Source organism: Paenibacillus sp. ATY16, assembly GCF_003399985.2.
GTDB classification, from domain to species: domain Bacteria; phylum Bacillota; class Bacilli; order Paenibacillales; family Paenibacillaceae; genus Pristimantibacillus; species Pristimantibacillus glycanilyticus.
The window spans coordinates 86,752-111,807 of record NZ_NMOK02000037.1; the positions used below are offsets into that span (position 1 = coordinate 86,752).

Annotated in this window: 23 protein-coding genes, 1 pseudogene and 1 riboswitch; of the genes and pseudogenes, 20 read left to right on the forward strand and 4 right to left on the reverse strand. The window is 47.1% G+C overall.

Going from position 1 to position 25,056, the window contains the following annotated elements:
* Positions 1–149: 149 nt before the first annotated feature.
* The 3 genes from CFI03_RS20715 to CFI03_RS20725 all read right to left on the reverse strand — a co-directional run bounded on the left by CFI03_RS20715 (position 150) and on the right by CFI03_RS20725 (position 3,086).
* Positions 150–1,241: a PRK06851 family protein gene (locus CFI03_RS20715; RefSeq protein WP_248759175.1), complete on the reverse strand. Its 1,092-nt coding sequence runs from the start codon at positions 1,239–1,241 to the stop codon at positions 150–152.
* A 143-nt stretch (positions 1,242–1,384) separates the two neighbouring features.
* Positions 1,385–2,734, reverse strand: a complete 1,350-nt coding sequence (locus tag CFI03_RS20720; protein WP_248759177.1) for a hypothetical protein — start codon at positions 2,732–2,734, stop codon at positions 1,385–1,387.
* Positions 2,735–2,894: 160 nt separating this feature from the next.
* Positions 2,895–3,086: a hypothetical protein gene (locus CFI03_RS20725; RefSeq protein ID WP_248759179.1), complete on the reverse strand. Its 192-nt coding sequence runs from the start codon at positions 3,084–3,086 to the stop codon at positions 2,895–2,897.
* A gap of 110 nt (positions 3,087–3,196) precedes the next feature.
* On the opposite strand from CFI03_RS20725, the gene CFI03_RS20730 reads away from it, so the two are divergent.
* From CFI03_RS20730 to CFI03_RS20820, 19 genes and pseudogenes are all read left to right on the forward strand, one after another.
* Complete coding sequence (locus CFI03_RS20730; RefSeq protein ID WP_248759182.1) at positions 3,197–3,607, forward strand: MarR family winged helix-turn-helix transcriptional regulator; 411 nt, start codon at positions 3,197–3,199, stop codon at positions 3,605–3,607.
* A 408-nt stretch (positions 3,608–4,015) separates the two neighbouring features.
* On the forward strand, positions 4,016–5,767 hold the full coding sequence (gene abc-f / locus CFI03_RS20735) for a ribosomal protection-like ABC-F family protein (RefSeq protein WP_248759183.1): 1,752 nt from the start codon (positions 4,016–4,018) through the stop codon (positions 5,765–5,767).
* A gap of 189 nt (positions 5,768–5,956) precedes the next feature.
* Positions 5,957–6,382, forward strand: a complete 426-nt coding sequence (locus CFI03_RS20740) for a macro domain-containing protein (RefSeq protein ID WP_248759184.1) — start codon at positions 5,957–5,959, stop codon at positions 6,380–6,382.
* 299 nt (positions 6,383–6,681) lie between these two features.
* Entirely contained in the window at positions 6,682–7,086 is a 405-nt protein-coding gene (locus CFI03_RS20745) for a DUF5071 domain-containing protein (RefSeq protein ID WP_248759186.1), read from the forward strand.
* A 106-nt stretch (positions 7,087–7,192) separates the two neighbouring features.
* A pseudogene (locus tag CFI03_RS20750) lies at positions 7,193–7,762 on the forward strand (hypothetical protein).
* A 237-nt stretch (positions 7,763–7,999) separates the two neighbouring features.
* The gene (locus CFI03_RS20755) at positions 8,000–9,016 is read left to right on the forward strand and encodes a LacI family DNA-binding transcriptional regulator (RefSeq protein ID WP_248759188.1); all 1,017 of its coding nucleotides are present in this window, start codon (positions 8,000–8,002) and stop codon (positions 9,014–9,016) included.
* Positions 9,017–9,045: 29 nt separating this feature from the next.
* Entirely contained in the window at positions 9,046–9,870 is an 825-nt protein-coding gene (locus tag CFI03_RS20760) for an ABC transporter permease (RefSeq protein ID WP_127492115.1), read from the forward strand.
* A gap of 132 nt (positions 9,871–10,002) precedes the next feature.
* A complete protein-coding gene (locus tag CFI03_RS20765; protein WP_248760083.1) occupies positions 10,003–11,028 on the forward strand; it encodes an ABC transporter ATP-binding protein in 1,026 nt (341 codons plus the stop codon).
* 57 nt (positions 11,029–11,085) lie between these two features.
* Positions 11,086–12,276, forward strand: coding sequence for an extracellular solute-binding protein (locus CFI03_RS20770; RefSeq protein WP_248759190.1), 1,191 nt, complete (start codon positions 11,086–11,088; stop codon positions 12,274–12,276).
* Positions 12,276–13,118 (forward strand): ABC transporter permease, encoded by an 843-nt coding sequence (locus tag CFI03_RS20775; protein WP_248760085.1) that lies wholly within the window; start codon positions 12,276–12,278, stop codon positions 13,116–13,118. Before CFI03_RS20770 ends, CFI03_RS20775 begins: the two co-directional genes overlap by 1 nt.
* The gene (locus CFI03_RS20780) at positions 13,118–13,582 is read left to right on the forward strand and encodes a hypothetical protein (protein WP_248759192.1); all 465 of its coding nucleotides are present in this window, start codon (positions 13,118–13,120) and stop codon (positions 13,580–13,582) included. The genes CFI03_RS20775 and CFI03_RS20780 overlap by 1 nt, the downstream gene beginning before the upstream one ends.
* Positions 13,583–13,586: 4 nt before the next feature.
* On the forward strand, positions 13,587–14,582 hold the full coding sequence (locus tag CFI03_RS20785; RefSeq protein ID WP_248759198.1) for a CehA/McbA family metallohydrolase: 996 nt from the start codon (positions 13,587–13,589) through the stop codon (positions 14,580–14,582).
* A gap of 42 nt (positions 14,583–14,624) precedes the next feature.
* On the forward strand, positions 14,625–15,386 hold the full coding sequence (locus CFI03_RS20790) for a glycerophosphodiester phosphodiesterase (protein ID WP_248759199.1): 762 nt from the start codon (positions 14,625–14,627) through the stop codon (positions 15,384–15,386).
* A gap of 194 nt (positions 15,387–15,580) precedes the next feature.
* Positions 15,581–17,287 (forward strand): biosynthetic-type acetolactate synthase large subunit, encoded by a 1,707-nt coding sequence (ilvB, locus tag CFI03_RS20795; RefSeq protein ID WP_248759204.1) that lies wholly within the window; start codon positions 15,581–15,583, stop codon positions 17,285–17,287.
* Positions 17,284–17,760, forward strand: a complete 477-nt coding sequence (gene ilvN / locus CFI03_RS20800; RefSeq protein WP_248759207.1) for an acetolactate synthase small subunit — start codon at positions 17,284–17,286, stop codon at positions 17,758–17,760. Before ilvB ends, ilvN begins: the two co-directional genes overlap by 4 nt.
* A gap of 113 nt (positions 17,761–17,873) precedes the next feature.
* A complete protein-coding gene (locus CFI03_RS20805) occupies positions 17,874–18,086 on the forward strand; it encodes a hypothetical protein (protein ID WP_248759208.1) in 213 nt (70 codons plus the stop codon).
* A gap of 90 nt (positions 18,087–18,176) precedes the next feature.
* Positions 18,177–19,088: a hypothetical protein gene (locus CFI03_RS20810; protein WP_248759210.1), complete on the forward strand. Its 912-nt coding sequence runs from the start codon at positions 18,177–18,179 to the stop codon at positions 19,086–19,088.
* Positions 19,089–19,223: 135 nt separating this feature from the next.
* Positions 19,224–20,804 (forward strand): spore germination protein, encoded by a 1,581-nt coding sequence (locus tag CFI03_RS20815; RefSeq protein ID WP_248759213.1) that lies wholly within the window; start codon positions 19,224–19,226, stop codon positions 20,802–20,804.
* A 37-nt stretch (positions 20,805–20,841) separates the two neighbouring features.
* Positions 20,842–22,008 carry a Ger(x)C family spore germination protein gene (locus tag CFI03_RS20820; RefSeq protein ID WP_248759217.1) on the forward strand — a complete coding sequence of 389 codons (1,167 nt, stop codon included), beginning with the start codon at positions 20,842–20,844 and terminating at the stop codon, positions 22,006–22,008.
* Positions 22,009–22,220: 212 nt separating this feature from the next.
* Here the strand turns inward: CFI03_RS20820 and CFI03_RS20825 are convergent, their stop codons facing one another.
* Positions 22,221–23,324, reverse strand: coding sequence for a GerAB/ArcD/ProY family transporter (locus tag CFI03_RS20825; protein WP_248759218.1), 1,104 nt, complete (start codon positions 23,322–23,324; stop codon positions 22,221–22,223).
* A gap of 208 nt (positions 23,325–23,532) precedes the next feature.
* Here CFI03_RS20825 and CFI03_RS20830 point away from each other — a divergent pair, with 208 nt between their 5' ends.
* Entirely contained in the window at positions 23,533–24,516 is a 984-nt protein-coding gene (locus CFI03_RS20830) for an SLAC1 anion channel family protein (protein WP_248759221.1), read from the forward strand.
* 213 nt (positions 24,517–24,729) lie between these two features.
* Positions 24,730–24,920: riboswitch (Lysine riboswitch) on the forward strand.
* Positions 24,921–25,056 lie beyond the last annotated feature (136 nt).

Consider the following 25,056-nt stretch of genomic DNA (forward strand, 5'->3'; position numbering starts at 1 on the left):
AAGGAGTTGCTCGGCATTGAAGAAATGAGTTGGATTCGTTACGATCGTACGGATGACCGAGAAGAGATTGAATACGTCTAAATGAAAAATTTGATTAACGACGCAATAGGCCATCCCGAAAGGATGGCCTTAACGATTTTCACCTGTTGCTATAGGCTGTGGTTCATTAGTTCCGACTGCAGCTGAAGGCGTAGTTTCTCAATAATTGAAAAATTCGTCGCAGCCGTGTAAAAGCATTTAATCTGTGAATCTATGGATTCCGCTGCCGCCAAATGGGAGGTGGCTTCCTTCATTTTCGCCGAATAACGTTCTTTTATTTCCGCTATTTCCGCTGCATACGTTTCATCCGTTCCTGGGATCATCGTACGTTCATACATATCCAAGATCTCATCCCCGTCCCGGTCCGGAAAGTATTCATGAGGAGCGGTACTGTCGAATATAGCTATGCTAAGTTTCGGGAAGATAAGCATATCCAGACTGTTTGGATCAAAACCGCAATGAAACAGTTGAACTTCGATGCCATTCTTCTCGGCCGTTGCGGCAAGTTTTTTCAGAAGCGTGGATTTACCGGAACCCGGTCTACCCTTGATAAAGATTCTCCTGTTTAATGGAGCCGTCAAGCTTTGAATAAAATCAAAAGCACCCTTCGGAGTCGCTGCGCCCAAAAACAAATGGCGTCCAATGGTTGGCGTTCCGATTTCATGACCAGCGTACAATTCCTCAATCAATTCCTGCGTGACTTCATCCGCCTTATCGAATTCCATGCTTTCGATATAAAATTTTTCCCATTCATCATGAATTCGCAGGGCGGCTGCAAAAGATTCATAGGCTTTGGAATAAGCATCGCTAAGCTTTTCTTTAAGCTCTTCGATTATACCAATAGCATTCGTGGAGAAATTTCTGCTATCGAGTGCTACGCCGAAATCGATCTCAATCACTGCACCTGCACCGCTCTCTATGTTCCAGTCGCAAGCTTGCCCGTCAACAATGCCAACCTTTAATTCGGTTGCAATAATACCGTCCAGCTCATCAGGTCGAAGCGGGGAATGAAAGCATTGCACCTGCTGCCCGCTGTCCAACAGACTATCGGCTAATTTACGAATGATTGTGGATTTGCCTGTACCACGGGGACCCATTAGGACGAGAATTCGATCAAGCCCTTGGAAAGCTGATTTATACAGAATATGAGCTCCGTGTGCCGTATTGCCGCGGGCAAAATAGTGAGATGCCTTTTCAACCAACCTGAACACTCCTTTGTGCGCCTATCCTGTGATATAAGCGCATATGGGATAGATGCCTATCGTTAAGCTTATTCCGGTTGGCGCACAGAGGTGTTTATAATGTTGAACTGAGAATAGACTACAGTATTTTATGAATGCTTGACTTACGGAGTATAAGCGATATTTTCCGTGCCGCCAGTAAGTGAATTGATGTATACTAGCGCAATGCCCTCTACGCCAGACACGGGTATTTTATACACGAGCTTGCTCTCGTGAATTTCGAGTATAGGCGAGCCGGTCGCTCGCAAGTTCGGACTGATTGCCGCGGCAGCTTGCTCCGCTGTAAGCTTGGGATGAAGAGGAAAACTTTTATTGTAATCGCTGAAATAGTTGGATGCATCAAATTTCATCAGATCGCCCGTTTGCGCATCGAATTTCCATACAACCTTCATTTGCGTAATAGGGACTTGCTCTCGGACTGGAATATACACGAGTTGAATCGAGGTAGTCGATTTCTCTTTCGTTACGAGTGTCAGGCGGTCATCGGACCAACGTTTCATCCATTCGTCTGCGAGAGCAACGGCTTGTTTCATGTCTACCGTCTGCGTAGAAATTTCTTTCTGCATGTCGCTGCGCGTCACCCGAATGACGTGTCCGCTTTTGCTTAGCGTAACGATATACGGGCTGGTCCTTTTTCCGTTGGCATCCGATAACGTAAAGTCCATGACCTCTCCCAAATCGGGGCTGCTACCGCCTGATATCATATGAACGAATTGTTTGCCGGGGCCCTTGTCCCAGCTATCGCCCATGAAGATTTTGGCTTTAGCCGCCAGTTCCGTTGCTTTATAGGTTGGCTCGCCTGCAAACACAGTCCCTTTCTTCGACGGCGTGTAAGGATTCAGATTGTACTGGAAGTCATTGAAATCTTTATTGCCGTAAATTGAAATCCCATTGAGTTGACTGAGTGCCGTCTCCATCTCTAACGAGATACGTTGAATTTCGGCGAGAGAGATGCCATTTGCTTTCATTCGATCTATGTAGGGCATCGCAGTGCGGGCATATTTACGCATCCGACTAATTTGTTCTAATTGATCCGAGAGGAGCGCCGGTCCTTTCTCGCTGGCAGGATAGGGCAGGTATCGACTGCTATCGATCGCAAATGATTCGTAGGCTGGCCAATATAACCCTTGGAAGTTGATCATCGCAGATCCGTTGGTAAGTACGCTTTTGATGAGGTCTGAGTCGTGAATGGCTTCCTCTATTGCCTCTTGACGCTTGCTAGGAGAGTTGGCTGCAAGTGCCTCCGCAAGTGAATAGTCAAAACCGTTCAAGTACATGGATTGCATTTGAACCAAATACAAGATGTTTCGATACTGTTGCTGTTCCCATTGCCTAGAGTGCTGATGTTCTTTATAGCCATAAATCGCGCCCGCAATCGTTGTTGCTCCGAGCAAACCGATGATGGCTTTGGAAAGAAGGTTCATATTTAAGTAAGCTCCTGTCTTCGTCTTCACATGTCCTATCCACTTTAACAAAGACGGGAATGTAGATTAAGATGTAAAAACTACCAATACCAAAGCTGGTGGCGTATGCGCCTTATTAATCTATATTACTGAAATAACGTCAGGCATATTATATATAGAGAGAAGGCTTTCTCTAAATAAGGCTTAACAACTATTCTTCCTCATCTTTTTTCTTTCTCGGAAACATGAACAATAGTGACGATGTCTCCAGCCATTCGTAATTCTCCGTGATACCGTACATATCTGCTAAACTAAATACGACTAAGAATGGTAAAAGACCAAGAGCAAATACAGCAATCAATATTCCGATCGAAATGGATTTGAAAATTTCCATTGCTTTCATAAACTCATCCCCAATCTAAAATTGATTCCAAATGCCTTCATTGACTACAGGCTTATCCTTTTAGAAAATGTATCGTATTACGATATAAATATGTAGAGGAGCATGTATTAATGTCAAATCCGGTTGTTACAAAATCCTTGTACGAGCGATTGGCTAGCTTCAGATACAAGTTACGGGTATTTATGCATTTTAGTGAAAGCGTTGCAAAGGAAGTGGGTTTAACTCCTCAGCAACACCAACTGCTTCTAGCCATACAAGGTTACCCCGGTCGTGATTACGCGACTATTTCGGAGGCAGCAGAGAAATTGCAAATAACGCATCATGCTTGCGTCGGATTAGTATCCCGCTGTCAGAAGTCCGGACTAATAAAGCGCCGGCGAAATCCGGATGATGCGAGAAGTACTCTAATTTCTCTAACGGACAAAGGTCTCAATCTCTTGGAGCATATATCCGAAGTTCACCTAAAACAGCTTCAAGATCTAATGATTGACCTTGCATTTTTTGAAACGACCATTCCATAATTGCAATTGCTTTTCATAATCCCATGTCGGATTCATGCCCCTTTTTTTATTTTCCAAATAAAGGAATGCGAGTGAGAGGTTATCATGCTATAATGGGTTAACTTGAAAGTTATTGGAGGTATCTAATTAGACATCATGTGGACCTAATTTCCTGTCGATCATGATTTTCGAAAATGACGATAAGCGATAAGAGCTCAGCCTATGCGCGGAGCGGATTAGGATACGTGTGTCTATTGGAGAGTACTCCTACCACCTTGGTGAATGCCATTTATTGGCGTCTATTTAGGGTGTTTTCACGCTATTTCTATATCCGCATATCCTTAGCCGCAGGCGCGCCCTGCGGTTTTTTTGTCTTCGACAATCATAACCCTTGTCAGTTGTTCAACTAAACTTGAAGCGGTGATTGGAATGACAATATTAACCTTACGCGGAATTAAAAAAAGCTTCGGCGACACGAATGTGCTCGTGAACGTAGACGCCGATCTGGCATCCCGAGAGCGGATTGGCTTGGTCGGGATGAACGGGGCAGGCAAAACAACGCTCGCCAATCTCATATTTGGAACGATTCTACCTGACAACGGTAAGGTCACTTTCCATAAGGATCAACTTCGAATCGGTTATTTGCTGCAATCGACCTCGTATACCGTTAATACCTTCAGCAACATGATGGACCATTCCGATGGGTCCCATGAAACCGAGCAGTTTCTAAAGACTACGAGCCATTTCGGCTTGCAAAAGGTGAAAGAGTGGGACGGAGCGCGTTTAGCGGGATTAAGCGGGGGAGAGAAGACGAAATTGGCGATTGCCCATATTTTGTCCTCCAAACCGGATATTCTTCTGCTCGACGAACCGACGAATCATTTGGATTTTGAAGGCGTCGATTGTCTCGTTCAAGAGCTACGGCGGTATAACGGCACAACAATTGTAATATCGCATGACCGTTATTTTCTCGATCAAACGGTGGACCGGATTATCGAGCTGCAAGATGGCGTTTCGACGTCATTCCCTGGCAATTACACGTTCTATCGGGAGGAGAAGTCCCGCCGCTTTCAGAGTCAACTGCATCAGTATGAAGAACAGCAGAAATACGAGCAGAAGATTGAAGCGGAAATCAAGCGGTTGAAAAGCTGGTCCGAGAAAGCGCATCGCGAAGCCGGTAAAGTTGGGAAAATGGCTGAGATGCGTGCAGGCGTGAAGGAATTCTATCGCAGCAAAGCCAAAAGCATGGATAAGCAAATTAAATCCCGCATTCATCGCCTGGAAAAGATTGAGATAGAAGGCGTGAAGAAGCCTAATGAGGAAGCAAAGGTATTCTTCGGCTGGGATCACCCAGACAAACGCGGCCGGCGAATCGTGGAAGCGCAGCAGATTAGCAAGTCGTATGGCAGCCGCTCCTTGTTTAAGAATAGCTCCTTTTATTTGCAACGCGGGGAGAAAATCGGTTTGCTTGGTCCTAACGGCTGCGGAAAAACGACGCTTATTCAGATGCTGTTGGGCAAAAAATCGGTAGACTCCGGTCAGCTATGGATTAGTCCGACTGCAAAGGTTGCGTATTTAACGCAGGATGTATCGGATCTTAATCAGCAGCAAACCGTTCTCGAGCTTTTACAGGAGAGCCATGAAATCCGGAGCGATATTGGGAAAGCACGGACATTGCTGGCCAACATGGGGTTCGATGCGTCTATGCTGGAAAAGCCGATCGCTCAGCTAAGTCTTGGCGAACGCACGCGGATCAAGCTATCGCTGCTAATGATGCGCGAGCAAGATTTGCTCATATTGGATGAGCCAACGAACCATCTCGATCTGGCAAGCCGCGAGCAGCTGGAAGAGACATTATCGGAGTATCGCGGAACGCTTATCGTAGTCTCGCATGACAGATATCTGATGGATAAAATCTGCACGAAGCTGCTTGTTTTTGAAGATGGCAATATAAAGCGGATTGAATCCGGCTACGAAGCGTTTCGCGAGCGGACACAGAGTATCCTTGGTTCAGGAGACAAGAACGAACAGCAATTGGAGGAGGAAAAGCTGGTTATTGCGAATCGAATCGTTTTTGTACTTGCGGAACTAAGCATGCTGAAGCCAACCGACATCCGGTATGCGCAGCTTGATGAAGAGTATAAGCAACTGCTCGTATTAAAGAAGCAGCTAGGTATTTGAAAAGCTAGGAAATAGAGTGGAAATGGCAGTTGATCATCACATCAGAGGATCAGCTGCCCTTTTTATTGAAATAAAAATAAGTCCTGTTCCAGTATGTGGTAACATAGATGTGGCTGGGATTGGGAATTAAGCCAGAGGTTATATGATTGAGGTTCCGAGTTGAATTCATTATAAGGAAGAAGGCATATTGTGGATTTTAGAGAAATAAAGAAAGACCTGTTCACTATGACGGAGGATTATTACTTAGCGCATTGCATTTCTGCGGATGCAAAAATGGGTGCAGGAATTGCAGTTGAGTTCAGAAAACGGTTTAAGCTTAAATCTCTTCAAGATATGGCAAACAAGAGTCCATTAGAAATAGGGAAATGCTATAGAGTGGGAAGAGCTCTGAATCTAATTACCAAATCGAAATACTGGCATAAACCCACATACGAATCTCTTACCCAGGCTGTTGTATCAATGAAAGAGCTGTGCTTAGCTGAAGGAATAACCAAGCTTGCTATGCCGCAGATAGGATGCGGGCTTGATAAGCTTCAATGGGGAAAAGTAAGAGAAATTATAACGGAAGTTTTTGAAGATACGGAAGTTGAAATTATAGTATGTCACTATCGATAGCAAGGAGGTAAGGGGTATAGAAGGAAACCAATCACTTTGACGCGTACTTCGAGCTGGGGCGAGAAGAAAAAGGTATATTCGAGTAATCATAAGAATGATTTTTCGATGTCTTGAAAGCATCGGACATCCTGTCCATAAAAAACGAAAGCCCTGAATATAATGAATTAAATGTAAGTACGGATATATATGAAGAGTCAGGAGCTGCATGTCGAAGTCTTTTGCTGCTTGGTTTTTAAGTTCCTAACAATAAAACAGCAGTAGAAATCATCTATAGAGAAATCGGATAGAGGAGTGGAAACGTGTACTCCATAAATGAACTGGTACCAAAAGATAAATTCGACGAGGAAGCCATAGTAAAGTTAAAAGCAATTGATCCGTTAATAATCAATCTGAAGCCGATAATCGGTGAGCTGTTCGAATGGATTCAAGACATTAACTGGCCTATTGCAGAAGAACTTTGCATCATTTTAGCTGGTTTTAAACCAGAGGACATCATTCCTCAAATAAGAATGATACTTAACAGTGGTGATGATACTTGGCAATTTTCATGCATTCAATTTCTTATACCGCGTTTATCGCCTGAAGTAAAAAAAGCAATCGCTCCAGATTTACTAAGAATAGCTATAGCCCCTACTGAAAACGAAAAACTCTGTGAAGTTGACGAGTTGGCCAAAAAAATATACGAAGGTTATATGGACAGTTGAGTTAAAAGAAAAAAATCCATTGTCCAGAATTTTCCTCCCGACTAATATGGTATTTAATGACGCACTTATTTCCGAAAAATCCATATCCTCGGAGGAAAAAGTACATATGTCTTTCAGCTATTATGGTGAACTTTGCACAGAGGTCTATGACCTTACTAAAAAAGTCGGGCAATCCTTCAGCGGAGATATAGAGTATTATCGCTATGAAGCGATCATTATACCTGGGGGCTCGTTTTTGTTGATTGAACAACGGGAGGAGTCGATACAGGTATTAAATCGGCTTTATGAACATTTGGAACCAGGCGGAAGGTTGATCCTTGATCTGTTTTTGCCTGACAACAATTACAACAGTTCGGAATTAGGGCGTTGGGACGGTATGGCAACTTATCACTTGCCAAATGGTGATCTCATTACGATGGAAGGCAAGAATGCGGAAGTTGATTTGTTCTTCAATCAGTACCGTGTCAGCTATTTGAAATATGAAAAGTGGTGAAAAGGGGTATTGATCCAAACGGAATTACAACGTTTTGCCATGCGCTGGTACGGGGTAGAAGAGTTCAAATTGATTCTAGAGGGTATTGGTTTCTCTGACGTAACGGTTTGCGCTGATTTTGTGGATGGGAAAAAACCTTCAAACGGCAATCAGAAGTTGGTTTATCAAGCTACGAAAATATAAAATGAATTTGTCCAAGGGATGGACATATAATTAAGTCCCGAAAAATTTACATTTTACACAAAACCACCGAAATCATGACATGATTCGGTGGTTTTCCATTTTTCTGGATATTTTTAGCGCTGGATTTACAATTCCTTAGGCTCGGTTTAACGCAGAAGAAACATCCGCTCCTTAATCTATACGTATGGGAACGATCCCATATGGGAACGGTCTCACAGCTATGAAAGGGAGTGCACCGTGGACAATCCGACCATCAAAGAAATCGCCCGGCGCGCCGGGGTATCCAAATCTACCGTTTCGCGGATTATTTCCGGGAATGGTTATTCCAGTCCGGAAGCGCGCGACAAGGTTCTTGGTTTAGTCGAGGAATTGCAATATAAACCCAATGCTGTCGCTAGGGCTATGGTATCGCAAAGAACACATAACATCGGGGTGCTCTTGTATAGAAGAGAACTTCCGATAGCCTCGCATCCCTTCTACGGGAAAATCGTCGATGCCGTCTTGTTGGAAGCGGCACGGTTGAATTATTCGATATTCGTTACAACGGATCCCGATATGTCGTATCGTTCGGCCGACTTTATGATCGAGAAGCGGGTGGACGGGCTTATTCTCATCAGCCGGCTCCAACAGAACGTGATTGATCACATAACGAGCTTCGGTATCCCATTCGTTATGGTGAACGGTTCGACGGATGTGGATGGCGTTATCCATATCGTCAACCAGGATGAGGAAGGCGGCAGAATGGTCGCCGAGTTCTTGACGCAGACCGGGCATGAGCGAATATTCGTTGTCGCGGGGCCGCAAAGTCATCGCAGTCATCATTTGCGCCTAAAGGGATTTATGACTTCTATCAGGCAGGCTGGTATCCAAGAAGCCTATGCGGCAATCCAATCAGCGGCTACTTCGACCTTTGCAGAAGGATACGAGATTATGAGCCGGGAGTGGGAGCAATTCCGGGAGGGTGGGTATACGGCGCTCTTCGCCACCAATGACATGCTTGCCATGGGCGCGATGAAATTTTTGCTGGAGCAATCGGTCCGGATTCCCGAGCAAATGTCGGTGGTAGGATTCGATGACGTTGATTTCGCGGCAATGTTCTCGCCATCCTTGACGACGGTCAAGGTGGATACCGGGGATATGGGTACGCAATCCGTTCGGCTCCTCGATCAATTGATCCGGCAGGAACAGAATGTTGCGCATCCCAACCAACTGGTGCCCCGGCTGATCGTCAGACAGTCTACCCGATCACTATAGATCCATACCGAAAGGAGCGATAACTCTTCATGCGCTGGTATTTCAAGGCACTTGGAACAAGGAAAATCATTGAATTTATCGTGCTTGTCATCTTTGTCATCTTCTTTTTAGGACCGCTTCTGAACTTGGCTATTCTAGCTTTCACCGGAAAATGGAGTTATCCGGACGTTATGCCAACGGAGTGGTCCATGAAATGGTGGGCTTTCGTCTTCAAGCAGGAGGACATCCCACAGTCAATCGGCTTGTCCTTTATGATCGCGGCGATTGTAACCGGGTTGTCAATTGTATTGTGCATCCCGGCAGCCTATGCGTTCGCCCGCATCCGGTTTCCGTTCAGCCGATTCTTCCTGTTCTCGTTTCTGCTGACCCATGCCTTCCCTAAGATGGGGCTGTATGTCTCGATCGCGGTGCTCTTCTACAAGCTTGGACTCATGAATACGCTGCTTGGCGTTGTCTTGATCCATATGATCAACGTGCTTATGTTTATGACTTGGATTCCGACGGCCGCCTTCCGAAATGTGCATCAAGCACAGGAGGAATCGGCTAGAGACGTGGGAGCGGGTCCGTTCCGCGTATTTCTTAAAATCACCTTGCCGATGGCACTGCCAGGCATCATCGTCGCTTCCATCTTCACTTTCCTTAACTCGCTTGACGAAGCGCAGGGCACGTTCCTGGTTGGCATCCCGAATTACAAAACGATGCCGATCGTCATGTATTCGATTATCAGCGATTATCCCGCTTTTGCTGGCGCGGTGTTTTCCATCATTTTGACGGCACCAACGATTATTCTGCTGCTCGCAGCCAAACGTTTCGTTAGCGCGGATGTCATGTCCAGCGGGTTCACATTGAAGTAACAAGGCATTTATCGCAAGACAAGGGAGGCTATTACGGGTATGGTTCAAGGCATTCAAGGCGTTCAAGAAAATCAAGGCATTCAAGGTCAGCAGGGCAGGCAAGAAAATCACCAGGTTCGGGACAGCCGGGAAATCCAGCTATCCGTGCAGCAGCTTTCGAAACGATACCGCACCGGCGAAGGGGTTACTTCGATCTCGCTTGACGTGCATAAAGGTGAGCTCGTTACGCTGCTTGGTCCTTCCGGCTGCGGCAAAACGACGGTGCTGCGCAGCATCGGCGGATTTCTAGAGCCGGATTCCGGCGATATTCTCATCGAAGGGGAGAGCGTACTTAAATCGCCGCCGGAGAAACGTCCGACCTCAATGGTATTCCAAGGCTACAATCTATGGCCGCATATGACCGTCTTCGATAACCTGGCATTTGGCCTTAAAATACGCAAGGTGAAGAAAGCCGAAATCCGTAAGCAAGTTACGGACGTGTTGAAGCTCGTACGTTTGCCGGATGCCGAAAACAAATTCCCCGGCCAGCTTTCGGGCGGTCAGCAGCAGCGTATTGCTCTAGCCAGATCGCTGCTTTTGAAACCCGCCGTTTTATTGCTCGATGAGCCGTTCTCGGCGCTGGACGCGAAGCTTCGGCATGAGATGCGTGAAGAGCTGCGGGAGATTCAGGCGGAGACCGGCCTTACGATGGTATTCGTTACGCATGACCAGGAAGAGGCGCTGTCGATTTCCGACCGGATCGTCGTTATGAATCACGGGAACATTGAGCAAATCGCATCGCCGCAAGAAATTTACGATCATCCGAACACGCTGTATGTCGCCCAATTTATCGGCAAAATGAACTTTTTGAAAGGGGTGGTTTCGGAAGGTCAAGTAATGGTAGGAAAGCTGAGGTTTCCAAATTCGAAATCGTTGTCCGGCGGGGTATGGCTGGCAATCCGGCCTGAAGATGTCATGCTGTCAAGTCATGGCCAAGAGGGTTTGCCCGGTATCGTCAAACAGATTATGGTTCTAGGCCATTATGCCGAAGTATCGATCCAATTACCGGAATATGGCGTCATTCGGGCGTTTCAGCCGCGGGATGCCGTGAAGGAGCTGAATTCAGGCGACCAGGTTTACATCAGCTTCAAGAAAGTCATTGCGTATCCGGAAGTTTAAGCAAATCGCATCTCGAACGAGAACAAAAATTCCTCAATGCCAAGGAGGCAAATAAGCATGTTAAGCAAAAAATCCACCTTTACTTTACTGACTGCAACAACCGTTACCGCTGCTCTTCTCGCGGGTTGCGGGAACTCCAATAATTCGGATACTGGCAATGCCGGCGGAACAAACGCCGGAGCGACGAATACCGCCTCGGCGGATCCGTCTGCCCAGCAAGTCGAATTCAGCTTTTACTTTACAGGCTCCGAGAACGTAAAAAATCTATGGGATACGATTATACCGATGTTCGAAAAGGATCATCCAAACATTAAGGTTAAAGAGGTGTATATTCCATCCGGCACAGGCGCGCAGCCGACGTATGACCGCATTCTTGCTGCGAAGCAGGCAGGCAAAGGCTCCGGCGGAATCGATCTGTACGAGGACGGGCTAAGCAACGTAACCCAAGGGCAAAAGGACGATCTGTGGGAAACGCTTGATCCGGCTAAAATCGGCAACCTTGCTTCCGTTGACGCCAATACGATGAAGGACGTATCCAACCTGGCAATTCCGTATCGTTCGTCCGCCGTGGTACTCGCATACAACAGCGAGAAGGTGCCGACGCCTCCGAAGACGCTGGACGAGCTGTTCGCTTGGATTAAAGCGAATCCGGAACGCTTCGCTTACAATGATCCTTCCACGGGCGGCGCTGGCAGCTCGTTTGTGACGACAACGCTATACGACAAGCTTCCGGAGGATGCGATTCATAATTCCGACCCAAGCATTGAGAAGGAATGGGACAAAGGATTCGATACGCTGAAGGAACTCGGCAAATACGTTTACGGTAAAGGCATTTATCCAAAGAAAAACCAAGGCACGCTGGATCTGCTCATCAGCGGCGAAGTAGACATGATCCCGGCATGGTCGGACATGGCGCTTGAGCAAATCGGTAACGGCCAGCTTCCGGCTTCGACGAAAATCGCGCAAATTACCCCGGGCTTCAACGGTGGCCCGACCTACTTGATGGTACCGAAGCTGTCCGATAAGAAAGACGCGGTTAACGAGTTTCTGAACTTCGTCTTGTCGCCGGAAGCGCAAGCGGTTGTGGTGACCAAGATGCACGGGTTCCCTGGCATCGAGCTGTCGAACATGCCGCAGGACATTCAGGATTCCTTCAAAGGCGTGGCTGAAGGCTTCCGGACCTTCAACATTGGCGATTTGGGCAATGAAATCAACAAACGCTGGCAAAGCGACGTAGCGGCGCAATGATGAACAAACAAGTGAAAATGGGGATACTGGGCTTGCTTCTGGTCATCCCCTCTTTTCTGCTGCTGTTCCTCACGGTCGTCATCCCAATCGCGGTCTCGTTCAAAGAAAGCTTGACCAACAAAGAGGGCGGCATGGACCTGTCGAATTACAAGTTCTTGTTCACCGACAAGCTTATGCGCTCCAATATCGTATTTTCGCTGGAAGTAACGGTTATATCGGTCGTCATCGTGCTGACCGTTAGTTATGCGCTGGCAGCTTACATGCGCTTCAACAAAGGCAAGTTAGTCAATTGGATTCGGAATATGTACATGATCCCGATGTTTATTCCGTCGGTCATTGCGACGTACGGCTTGATTCAGCTGTTAGGCAACCACGGCTGGGTAGCCCGGTGGGTGCTGTTGTTTGGCGGAAGCGGAATTCCGCGCCTTATTTTCGATATGAAAGGCATTATTATCGCTAATTTGTGGTTCAACATTCCCTTCACGACGATGCTGCTTGGGTCTGCCTTGTCAGCTATACCGGATTCTGTAATGGAAAGCGCGAAAGACGTAGGTGCGGGGAAGCTTCGCATTTTCACCCGTTTTATCGTGCCGCTTACCTACAAAACGCTGCTTGTAGCGGTAACCTTCGTATTTATGGGCGTAATCGGTTCGTTTACCGCGCCGTTCCTGCTTGGACCTAACGCACCGCAAATGCTTGGCGTATCGATGGAGCAAATATTCGGCGTGTTTCAGGAAAAAGAGCAGGCTTCCGCACTCGCATTCTTCACCTTCCTGCTCTGCTCGTTTATGGGCTACTTCTACATTCGCAGCATGATTAAGGAAGAGGGGGCGCGTTCTTAATGAAACGTCTTGTTCTCGAAGCGGAGGGCCAGGTGACTCCGGTATGCTCCAAGACGCATATTGCCTACAGCTTTCATCTGGATCGGCAGGGAGGCAAGCTTTGGATCGGCTTCTCTTACGAACCTAAAAATCTCGAGGACCGCGAGCAAGCTCATCCGTTAATAGCGGCCGGCATCAACAAGTATACGGAGCAGGCGCAGCGCGCTCGATTATTGGAAAAGTGGGAATCGTTTCTTCCTCTTAAAAACCTGATTACCGTTTCGGTCGACGACCCCAAGCGGCACCGCGGAGCCGGTCATCGGCATGATCCGAAGCAGCTGCTGTTGATCGCAGGCGAGGATGCGTCTCCGGGTTTCGTCAGCGGCGAATTGAGCGAAGGGCTGTGGCGCGTTACGTTAAGTCTTCATGAGATTGTAACGGATCATTGCCGATACCGCCTGCGAATTCATCATGAGGAGGCTTAATAAAATGCGCTGGATGGCATGCGAGCTGCACAGTCATACGAATCATAGCGACGGCAGGCAGTCTTTGCCGGAGCTTGCGCAAGGAGCAAAGGCGCTTGGCTTTGATTGCGTTGCTCTGACCGACCATAATACGATGACGGGTTTGAAGGATAGGGAGAGTGTAGAGCAGGAGACCGGCTTGACCATTATTTCAGGCATGGAATGGACGACGTTCTACGGACATATGGTGACGATTGGTCTAACGGAATTCGTGGACTGGCGTCCCGCAGGTCCGGGCGATATTCACGAGGGGATTGAACAGGTTCATGCGTTTGGCGGGATTGCCGGCATGGCGCATCCTTATCGCATCGGTAATCCGATGTGCACGGGCTGTTTCTGGGAGTTTGAAATTCGAGACTGGAACCAGCTGGATTATATCGAGGTATGGTCGGGTACATTCCCGTCGATTAAGACGGATAATGCCCGCGCGTTTCGTCTATGGACCGATCGGTTGAACGACGGATTCCGGATTGCGGCAACATCGGGAAGGGATTGGCATGCGCAGGAACAGACAAACGACCCCTTATCGGTTACGTATTTGCAGCTTGACGGAAGCGAAGGCAGCGTAACGGAACAAGCCGTCCGTGCGCTTGCCGCAGGGAGAGCGTCAGTGACAATGGGACCGCTGGTGATGCTGGAGCTGCGTTCCGGAAGGATGGTTTACGCGATCGGTGATTGCGTGCAGGCGCAGGAACGAAGCGATAGCTACGAGGCTGTTGTGGGAATTGATTTTCAGGTTAGGGCAGGCCATTGGGCATTTCCCGAAGCTCGATATTCGATCTCGCTGATGAGCAACCTCGGCGTTATTGGCGAGCAGCCGGCGAGCTCGGAGCAGGAGCAATATCGCTTCGGAATTACCGGTAAGGGATTAAAATGGGTTCGGGCAGAGCTAAAAGGAAACGTACGCGGTATGCGTACGATGATTGCTTTTACGAATGCGATTTACGCGGAATCCGAATAAGCTTATGATGAACGAAAGACGGTAATTAGGAGTGTGACGGGAATGACGCAAAGCTTTCCGCTGATTACGGCTCATGCAGGCAGCATGAACACGGAAGCGCATACGCTTCGATCGGTCCAAATCGGGCTTGAGCTTGGCGCCGACGTGGTGGAAGAGGATATACGGGTGACCAGGGACGGGATTCCCGTGCTGGCGCATGATGAGGAATGGTTTACCGTTGAACGGTTTAATGTGAATATAGCGGACAGAAGTTACGCGGAGCTGACCGAATGGCATGCCGAGTCGGAGAAAGGTACCGTGCCGCCGCTCCTTAAGCTGGAAGATATTCTGCCCCTCGTACAAGCTTCCGGTAAAATCGTGAATTTGGACTTGAAGGTTGATGCGGCGATCGAGCCCGTTGCGGCGCTGGTCCGCAAATTCGGCCTGTCGCAGCAGGCTTTCTTCTCCGGCTGCGAGCGGGAGCGGGCGCTTCTCGCGCAGCGGCTGCAGCCGGAAATGAGCAAGCTGCTTAACACTAACGTGGAATTGTTTAAGACCCTGCCATATCGGGAAGCGATGATTCAAACCTGCGCGGATGCCCGCGAAGCTTCCTGCACCGGAGTGAATATTTATCACGGAATCTTGCGGCAAGAGTTTGTGGAATATGCCGCGGGACTTGGAATGCCCGTATACGCATGGACCGTTGAGGATGAAGAGCTCATGCGCCAATACGCCGAATGGGGCGTGCGATCCATTACCACGCGTAATGTGGCGTCCTTAATCCGCGTGAAGCAGGCGTTCCGGGATCAGCAGCCTTCCGTCTAATCTATTTAAATCGAACCGCCCTTGTTCAGGGGCGGTTTTTTGTTGTTCAACGAAATAATGATTAATTCTATCTATCGTTACGATAGAAACGACGATATTGATCAATGATTCTGAATCTCATACAATCAGGCAACAGGAGTACTGCTAGTAAACTTATAGGATACCACCAAAGGCGTGGAGAGAGGATAAATGTCATGGGCGAGCTTTTTAGGAATGATAGGGTGACAGGCTCGGAGGTTTTACTTAGAAGTTTACTGATTGAAGGGGTAGAGTGTATTTTTGGCTATCCAGGTGGCAGCATTTTAAATATATATGATGCGATTTTGGATATTCCGGAGTTTAAATCTATTTTAGTGCGTCATGAGCAAGGCGCCATTCATGCCGCAGACGGTTATGCGCGCGCAACGGGTAAAGTTGGCGTCTGTTTTGCGACATCGGGACCCGGCGCGACAAATCTGGTTACAGGAATCGCAACAGCTAATATGGATTCGGTTCCTTTAGTTGTGATTACAGGTAATGTCTCTTCGTCCTTACTCGGTACGGATGCGTTTCAGGAAGCGGACATTGTCGGAATAACAATGCCGATTACGAAGCACAGCTATTTAGTTCGGGATATCGAAGAATTACCACGAATCATTCATGAAGCCTTTTATATTGCATCGACGGGGCGAAGAGGCCCGGTATTAATCGATATTACCAAGGATGTAACAAGCAAATTGACGACTTTTCAATATTCGTTAGATACTCCCCAAATTCGAGGGTATAAACCGGATATACAGCCTGATTCCAATCAGATTGACAAGCTGCTCAAAGCGATTGAACAAGCGGAACGGCCTGTCATACTGGCGGGGGCAGGGGTTATTTATTCGGATGCATCGAAAGAATTGCTTGCTTTTGTTGAAAAAACGCGGATACCGGTAACTACGACTTTGCTCGGGTTAGGCGGCTTTCCAAGCGGGCATGAGCTATGGATGGGCATGCCAGGCATGCACGGAACCTATACGGCCAATACAGCCTTGCAAAATTGCGATCTTCTCATCAGTATCGGAGCACGCTTCGATGACCGGGTAACGATGAAAACGAGCGGATTCGCTCCCAAGGCCAAAACAATCGCGCATATCGATATTGATCCGGCAGAGATTAGCAAAATTTTGTCGACGGCGATTCCATGCATTGGCGACGTGAAAGCTGTCCTTCAACAAGCAAACCTAACTGCCGCCCCTGCCAAATCAGAATTATGGCTCGAACAGATTAAAGATAATAAAAACAGCTTTCCGCTTCGTTACACCGACTCGGACGTTACTTTAAAACCGCAATTCGTTATCGAAATGATTAGCGAATCGACCGGCGGCGAAGCGATTATTACGACGGATGTCGGCCAACACCAGATGTGGGCCGCCCAGTTCTACAAATATATGCATCCGCGTTCGATCATAACTTCAGGCGGACTTGGTACGATGGGCTTTGGCCTGCCTTCGGCAATAGGGGCGCAGATCGGCAATCCGAACCGGCTCGTAGTGTCCGTTAACGGTGACGGCGGTATTCAAATGTGCGCGCAGGAGCTTGCGGTTTGCGCCTTGTACAATCTTCCGGTGAAGATCGTTATATTGAATAATCAGGTTCTGGGCATGATCCGGCAATGGCAAGAGCTCATTTATGATAACCGGTTTAGCAGCATGAACCTATCCGGCAGTCCGGACTTTGTAAAGCTGGCCGAGGCCTACGGTGTCAGAGGCTTTAGAGCAACGAATAAAGAGGAAGCTATTGAAGTATGGAATAAGGCTCTGGAAATCGACGGTCCAGTCGTTATAGATTTTACGATCAGTCAGGAAGAGAATGTCTATCCGATGGTTACCCCGGGTTCGACAATAGATGAGATGATTATGGGGGATGAAGCATGAAACGCTGCACGTTTTCGGTACTGGTAAACAATCATCCAGGTGTTTTGCAGAGAGTCACGGGCTTATTTAGTCGTCGCGGTTTCAATATTGACAGCATTACGGTTGGCCAGTCGGAGACGCCGGAGCTGTCACGAATGATTATTGCGACTTACGGTGACGACAACACGCTGGAGCAAGTCAAAAAGCAATTAAATAAATTAATCGATGTCGTACAAATCGTTGAATTAAGCGCCTATCCGATGGTTGACCGCGAACTGGCTCTCATCAAGGTAAGTTCCGTTAATAAAGCTGATCCGGCAATATTAAGCATCGTTGAACCTTTCCGGGCTTCCATTGTCGATATAGGCTCGGAAAATATAGTGATCCAAGTGGTTGGAGACCAAGAAAAAATAAATTCTTTTATTACGCTGCTGAAGCCATACGGCATTGTAGAGTTAACCCGCACGGGGATGACGGCTATGCTCCGTGGTTAATGATTGAAGTGATCTATCGTTTTCATAGAAATACCGATATTGATCAATCTTAATATCTTTCATAGAATGAGGTTGCAGGACAGGCAGGAGCCAAACGAAAGGGATGGGATATAATGAATTCTAATAACCTTCAATTTGACGTTCATTTTGATAACGCCTTATTCTTCGGTCAATACGTGATGGTTATTCGGAATGAGAAATATACCGGTGGAGGATTATTGGAGAAATATGATCAAGAGTATGTATGGATAAGAGGCAAAAAACATTCTCGAGCCCTTTGCTCCTTCATTCAAATGCCGCCGCCGGATGTGGATTTTCCGAACTAGTATAGGATGTAAACAGCTGGCGGATATTAAGGAATAATTATGCCTTGGAGAATCCGAAAGCAAGCGATATTGAAAAGGAGAGGAATGGAGATGTTTTGGGAGGCATTTAAATCCGGACGTTTTGTATCGGCATACCTATTAGTTTTTCTAATGCTAGCGGTTGCCGTGGCTTCTCATCAGCGGGATATTCTTTTCCCCGAAATCGCCGGCATGGCTATGGGAGTTATGGTGTTTCCGGTACCGCATTGGGTTAAAAATCCCGTTCATTTGTGGCTTTCTCCAACAATAGGCGCCTTTATCGGAACTTCGATGAACTTCTTGTCGATGCCGCCTTTGCCCAAGATTTGGCTGGGATTAATTCTTATCGTCATTTTGATGCATGTATTCCGCGTTAACTTTGGACCCACGATTCCCGCAGCGCTATTGCCGATTTTTCTTGGGCTGCACAATTATACATTTGCAATCTCGACAGCCATCTTTACCTTTGTGATTATGGCTGCCGCCTTTAAATTCAGAGATCCGAACAAATTGTCCGGGAGTGACGTTCGCAAGGTAAAGGATACGGTTATTATAACCTTGATTCTGGCTCTATGGATTGGACTGGCTTTTTCGACCCAATTAAATGTACTCATCATTCCGCCTGTATTTGCGCTCATTTTCGAGCTGTTCCATACGGAGAAGTTCCATTGGAAGATGATATCGCCTCGTTTATCCGTATTGACCGTTACGGCTATTCTATCCGTTGGCGTTTATCATTTAATGCCGGGTTCCATTATAGGGGTCGGAATAATAAACGTGCTCATTACCTTCATTCTCTGCAAACTGTTCAAAACTCCCGTACCTGTTGCCTTCGGCGTTTCCTTAATGCCGCTTATCGTCCCTGATTGGGGGACATGGGCATTTCCGGTTGGCGTGTTTGTTACGACAGGCTTTTTAATGTGTTTTTCGGCTGCTTATCGCCAGTTCAGAAACAAGCATGCGGTACTTGCCGCACGAACTTAATTTATTATGCGAAAGACAAAAGACAAGAAACCATGGAGCAGAGCTTTATGGTTTCTTGTCTTTTGTCATCGAATAAAACGAGGCAATAATTGGGAAGATATAACCAAACGAAGGTTCTGCGAAGGGGGCATTGGAGTGAAACGGTTCAAGAAATGGATGCAGGCTAAACCAAAGCATCCATTCATAGCTGAAGGATCTCCGGAGGATAACGAGCATGTCGATCTGTCCTCTGCTTTGGATCAAAACGAGGCGATGTTCCAAGCCATATTCAAGAACTGCTCCGATATGGTTTTCCGCAAAGTATGTTACTCCGGACAAGAGTCTCTTGTTATCTATCTCGCGAGTCTTGCCGACGAACAGCTGATTGACGATCATATCCTGAAAGCTTTGTTCGAGAGCGATATTGAGCAAGAGCAAGGTCGTAAACCTTCCGGAGCGGAGGCTCTGGGTAACTCGATCATCTCCGCGGGAATGACAAAGCTATCTTCCGATGTGAAGGAGATTGTTCGTCAACTATTGGACGGTTACGCGGCCGTCTTAACGGATTCGGACAGCCAGGCCTTGCTGGTCAAGGCAAACGGAGTCAAACATCGCAGTCTCGAAGAGCCATCCTCGGAGCAGGTTATCCGCGGTCCTAGGGATGGATTTATTGAAAATATAGCAACGAACATCGGCTTGATACGGGGTAGACTCAAAACGGCAAGGCTAAAGATGGAGTCCGTCGTAATCGGTGAATTAACGCAAACGCAAGTTGTCATAACTTATATCGTTGGAATTGCCGAGGATTCTCTCATTGAAGAAGTTCGCAGCAGGGTAACCCGAATTCAGATAGACGGCGTTCTCGATTCCGGTTACATTGAAGAATTTATCGAGGATTTGCCGTACTCGCCTTTTCCGCAAGTCCATAGCACCGAACGCCCGGACGTCGTAGTTGCCGAGCTTTTGGAAGGAAAAGCAGCCATTCTTGTGGATAACACCCCATTTGTATTAATCGTTCCCATGACATTCTGGACAGGACTCCAAGCAAGCGAGGACTATTACATACGGTGGCCAATCGCTACTTTTGTCCGTTGGATTCGTTTCTTGTTCATTTTCATCGCTATCTTTGCTCCTTCCTTATACGTGGCGATAACAACCTTTCATCAAGAAATGATTCCGACAAATTTGGTGCTGAGTATTGCGTCCTCCAGGGAGGCCGTACCTTTCCCAGCCATGTTCGAGGCGCTCTCGATGGAGATTGTCTTTGAAGCGCTGCGGGAAGCGGGCATTCGTCTGCCCAAGCAGATCGGACAAGCGCTCAGTATCGTAGGAGCATTAGTTATCGGACAGGCTGCCGTGCAGGCGGGGATTATATCCGCTCCCGTCGTTATTATCGTGTCCATAACGGGTATCGCTACATTTGCCATCCCTCGCTTTAATTTCTCGAGCGGTATCCGGCTGCTGCGATTTCCGATCTTGTTTTTAGCGGGAACACTTGGTCTTTACGGGATTGTGCTCGGATTTCTATGCATCGTATTGCATGTCGCCTCGATCCGTTCGTTTGGCGTTCCGTATATGACGCCGCTTGGCCCGATAACGATGGCCAATCTGAAGGATATCCTTATTCGAGCGCCTATCTGGGCGAGAAGAATCAGGCCTCGGGCGACAGGAATGAGCGATCCGGTTCGAGAACCGGCCGGACAAAAGCCAAGTCCCGACCGTAATAAGCGCAAATAGCTGCTAGCAAGTCGCGAAGAAAGAGAAAGGATCCGATATGAAACGATTGCTGCGAATTTGCTTGATCTTGCCCATCCTCCTAACTAGCGGTTGTTGGGACCGTACGGAAATCAACGATCTTGCCTTTATTACGGGGTCTGCGTTTGATTTGACTGAGAGCGGGGAAAGTCTGTTGACCCTGCAATTTGCGATACCCTCCGCTTCACAGTCGGCAGGGATGAGCGATCAGCCCAAAAAGTTCTTTGTCTTGTCCGCCACTGGAAAAAATGTCAGCGAAGCGTTTGTGAAGATTCAGAAGAAGAGCTCGCGAAGGCTGTTCACCTCTCACCGCAGCGTGATTTTTATTGGCGAATCGCTGGGCCGGCAAGGGATTAACGATGTCCTTGACGTATTCGCGCATGATCCGCGCCAACGTCTGAGAACGTATATAATGGCTGTAAAAGGGGGAGAAGCAAGACAGGTTCTGGAAGCGCAATATCCTTTTGACCAAGTGCCAATGGAAGCGGTCAAAGAGATGGAAATCGAGCAAAGCGAAATCGCCGTAACCTTGCGGGATTTCTTCATGGCGTCTTCCAGTCAGGGGATTCATCCGATCATGGGGGTTATAGAGACGGATTCGGAAGGTACCGGAAAAAGTAAAACCAGTGTGTTCAAGCTGTCGGGGACTGCCGTGTATAAAAATATGAAATTAGTCGGTCTGTTGAATAGTTACGAGACGGATGGATTAAATTGGGCTAGAGATCATATGGAGGATGGCAGAATCAATTCCGAACTGCCTGACGGCAAAGGGAATGTGGGGATAATTGTTACTCATGCCAACCGCTCCATCAAATCGGATCTAACAGGAGACAAAATAAAATTCAAGATCCTATTGCAAGCAAAAGGCGCTCTTGTCGAGAATAATTCGGATCTGGACGTTACACGACCGCAAAATCTAATTCTGGTACAACAGGCATTGGAGAAGGCAGCGGAAAAACAAATTCAGGAAGCGATTATGAAGCTTCAGAAGCGCTTTTCCGCGGATGCCGTAGGATTAGGGCGGGAGCTTTACCGGAATAAGCCGAAGGAATGGAAAGCTATTCAAACGCAATGGGACAGCAAGTTTTCCGAAGCGGACATCACCGTTGACGTGAAGCTTTCGATTGGCGGAGCCGGAATGGCTGGACCTCCGTTGCAATTAAGCGAGAAGGAGATTAAACATTGACTGCCTATATAATTGTCTACGTGCTTTTTGTGACTGTTTGGTTAATTTACCTTATAAAATCCTTTCGGGGAAAACAAGAGACAATGGAAGTTATTGTTTGCGGAGGGATTTTATTCATTTCCATGCTGATAGGCTCCTTGCTCCTTGCTCATGCAAAGGTGCCGAGTTTTATCCTCGCTTTTCAAGTCTGGCTAGAGCCTATCGGAATGCGTCTATTGAACCATTGAGCGCCCCGCTTTTTTTCTAATGGAATCGACCAAGAGCAGCATTAAAGGAATCAAACTTTGATTAATGAAAGCCAACAAAGGAAAAGTGAAAGCGAGATAATTGAGAAGCTCGGCGCTATTTTTGAAAATCCAGACGGATCCGACCAAAGATAGCAGCGTAAGCGGATAAATCAAGCTTCGGTAAGTACGCAGCCCAAATAACTGGCTCACGCAGAGGCTTAAAATAAACATGGATACCGAAACCTTTACGAAACAACCAATCACCCACGTGGAAACCGCAATCGCCTCCAGCCGCTCGAAAGAGCCCTCGACTCCGATATATTGGACAACGCTCAAAAAAGAATAGGTCAGTTTGCTCGTTAGCGGTCCAAAGATCATAATCGTAAGGGATACGATGCTTACGGAGAGCAGAGTAACGCCGGAGAGCGCTATAAAGGAAACCTTGCGGGCAGCCTTAGGCTGATTTAAATAGGGAAGAAGCCATCCCAATATAAAGAGCTGGTTCATAAACCCTCCTGCCGGGTTGACTGCACCTTGAAGGACCGGATAGATGCCGCCGCTTAATATCGGCTTAATTTCGTTAAAATTAGCCTCTTTTATAGTCAGAATCAAGAGCGGAATGAAAAAAACGAGTAGCAGTACGGTTAGGAATTCAGTGCTTCTGGCGATAACTTCAATACCAAGCTGAGCAGCCAGTCCGCAAATGACGAGAAACGTCAGACTAATGATAAGGGTAGGGCTTGTCGGAAGCAGTAACGTACTGATAAATCCCGTGTGCTGCATCGTAATGGTCGTAATCGATACAAACCAATAATAAACGTAGTTGGCCGCTACCAACTTTCCCAAGCCTTTACCTAGAATCTTCGAACTGTATTGCGTAACGGTTTGTCCCGGGTATCGGTTCGCGAGTTCAATCATAACGAAGATGCAAACAACTCCCGTAATAGGCGCGATCAGGGCAGACAACCAAGCGTCTTGCTTGCCAAACATAACCATAAAGGAAGGTACGGTTAATAAGTTCGTGGAGATGATGAACGTAAATATTAAGAAGCCTAATTGATTTCCCGTAATTTTCTCGGTTCCTTGCATGCTGTATTCTCCGTTTCCTGGCAAAGGTGTTCCAAGTATTGACGGCGCATGATGGATTTATACCAATCATTTATTTTATCTATCATAACGATAGAAACAACGATATTGATCAATCATTGCGATTTTCATAAAATGAGCCAATAGGAGATCGAGATCGGCGTAGCAGATTGCACTCCGCATTAAATCATTAGAAAGTGGTGTCCGTTTCATGCAATCCATGACTGCCGTTGAGAAACAAAGAAGTTTTGGTTCCATACAGTTTTTGCCCGTTAATCTATTTGCATCGGTTATGGGGATATCCGGTTTGTCTCTGGCCTGGAGAGAAGCCAGCAAGCTGCTGGGTACCTCCACCGTTATCGCTGACGCATGCGGGATTCTGGCCATAGCCATTTTTATCGTGTTAAGCATCAGCTATTTGGTAAAGGGGCTCTTGTACCCGCAGAAAGTAAAAAATGAATTTCTCCATCCCGTAATGGGAAATTTCTTCGGTACGATTTCGATTGCCATTCTGCTGCTTTCTTCGGTTATTGGAAGCTACAGCCAAACCGCTGGGCAAGTGATTTGGGTGATAGGGGCGGTACTTGCTTTCGTTCTAAGTTTCGTTTTCGTTGCGCGCTTGCTAAACGGAAATTATAACCCGGAAAATATGGTTCCAGCCTTGCTGGTTCCCGTGGTGGGAACCTTGGATATTTCGGTTGCCGGCGGGCAAATGCCTTTTCACTGGGCACACGAGATTAACTTGTTATCCCTTGCGATCGGCGGGTTTGTGGCATTAGTCTACTTCACCTTGATTCTATCCAGGCTGATTCTTCACGCTCCGTTGCCGGCCGGCTTAACGCCTTCCATGATTATTATGATTGCGCCATTCGAAGTTGGATTTCTTGGTTACACGAACTTCGAGCAGCGGGTTGACTCTTTTGCGTCCGTCTTGTTTTACTTCGGTCTGTTTTTATTCCTTGTGTTGTTCTTTAAAGTGTTCAAAAAAACGATACCGTTTGGCGCTTCTTGGTGGGGGGTAAGCTTCCCGATGGCGGCGCTTAGCAATGCGGCTTTAAAATACGCGCTATATACGGATGCATGGCCGTTAACCGTGATTGCCGTAATCGTACTCGCTTTGCTGAGCATCGTATTGCTGGTGCTCTTTGTTCGCACGTTGAATATTTTGTTTAACGGAAAACTTCTTAAAGGATAAGAGAAGCGAAAGGCAGCCGATCCAGGCTGCCTTTTTCATAGGTTTGGGTATCGTAAAGTGAAATTATGTAAACTGTCTGCCAACTCCTCTCTCGTAAACCTTAAACGTTTGTTCAAAGCGGAAAATTGGTTCGTTTATCCATTGCTTTCTTGGATGGAGGTCATTATTATAAGACAATGTCAGTCCAACTAAATAGTAAATCCTCATCCATTTCGATGAGGTAGAGGTCGCGTAGTTGATGAGTAGATCAGGGGAGGTCCAGTAAGACCGCCGATCCCGATTGAAAGGCAGCATCGCCGAAGCCGTCCGGTATACTGACCGTGGCAGGCTGGGGCCGTTTCCGAACAGGAACGGAACTGTCATATTGCTTGTAATCAACGGCAATATGTTGTGCTATCTTGATATTGGAAGTGAGGAAGATGAAGCGGTCTTTCTTGTTTTTGCGAAGAGAGGCGGCTTTTTTTGCCTTTATAAGGCTGCTATTCATGTGACATTATTGGAAACGTTGATAAGGGGAGTATGAGTTCGTGAAAGAAGAGA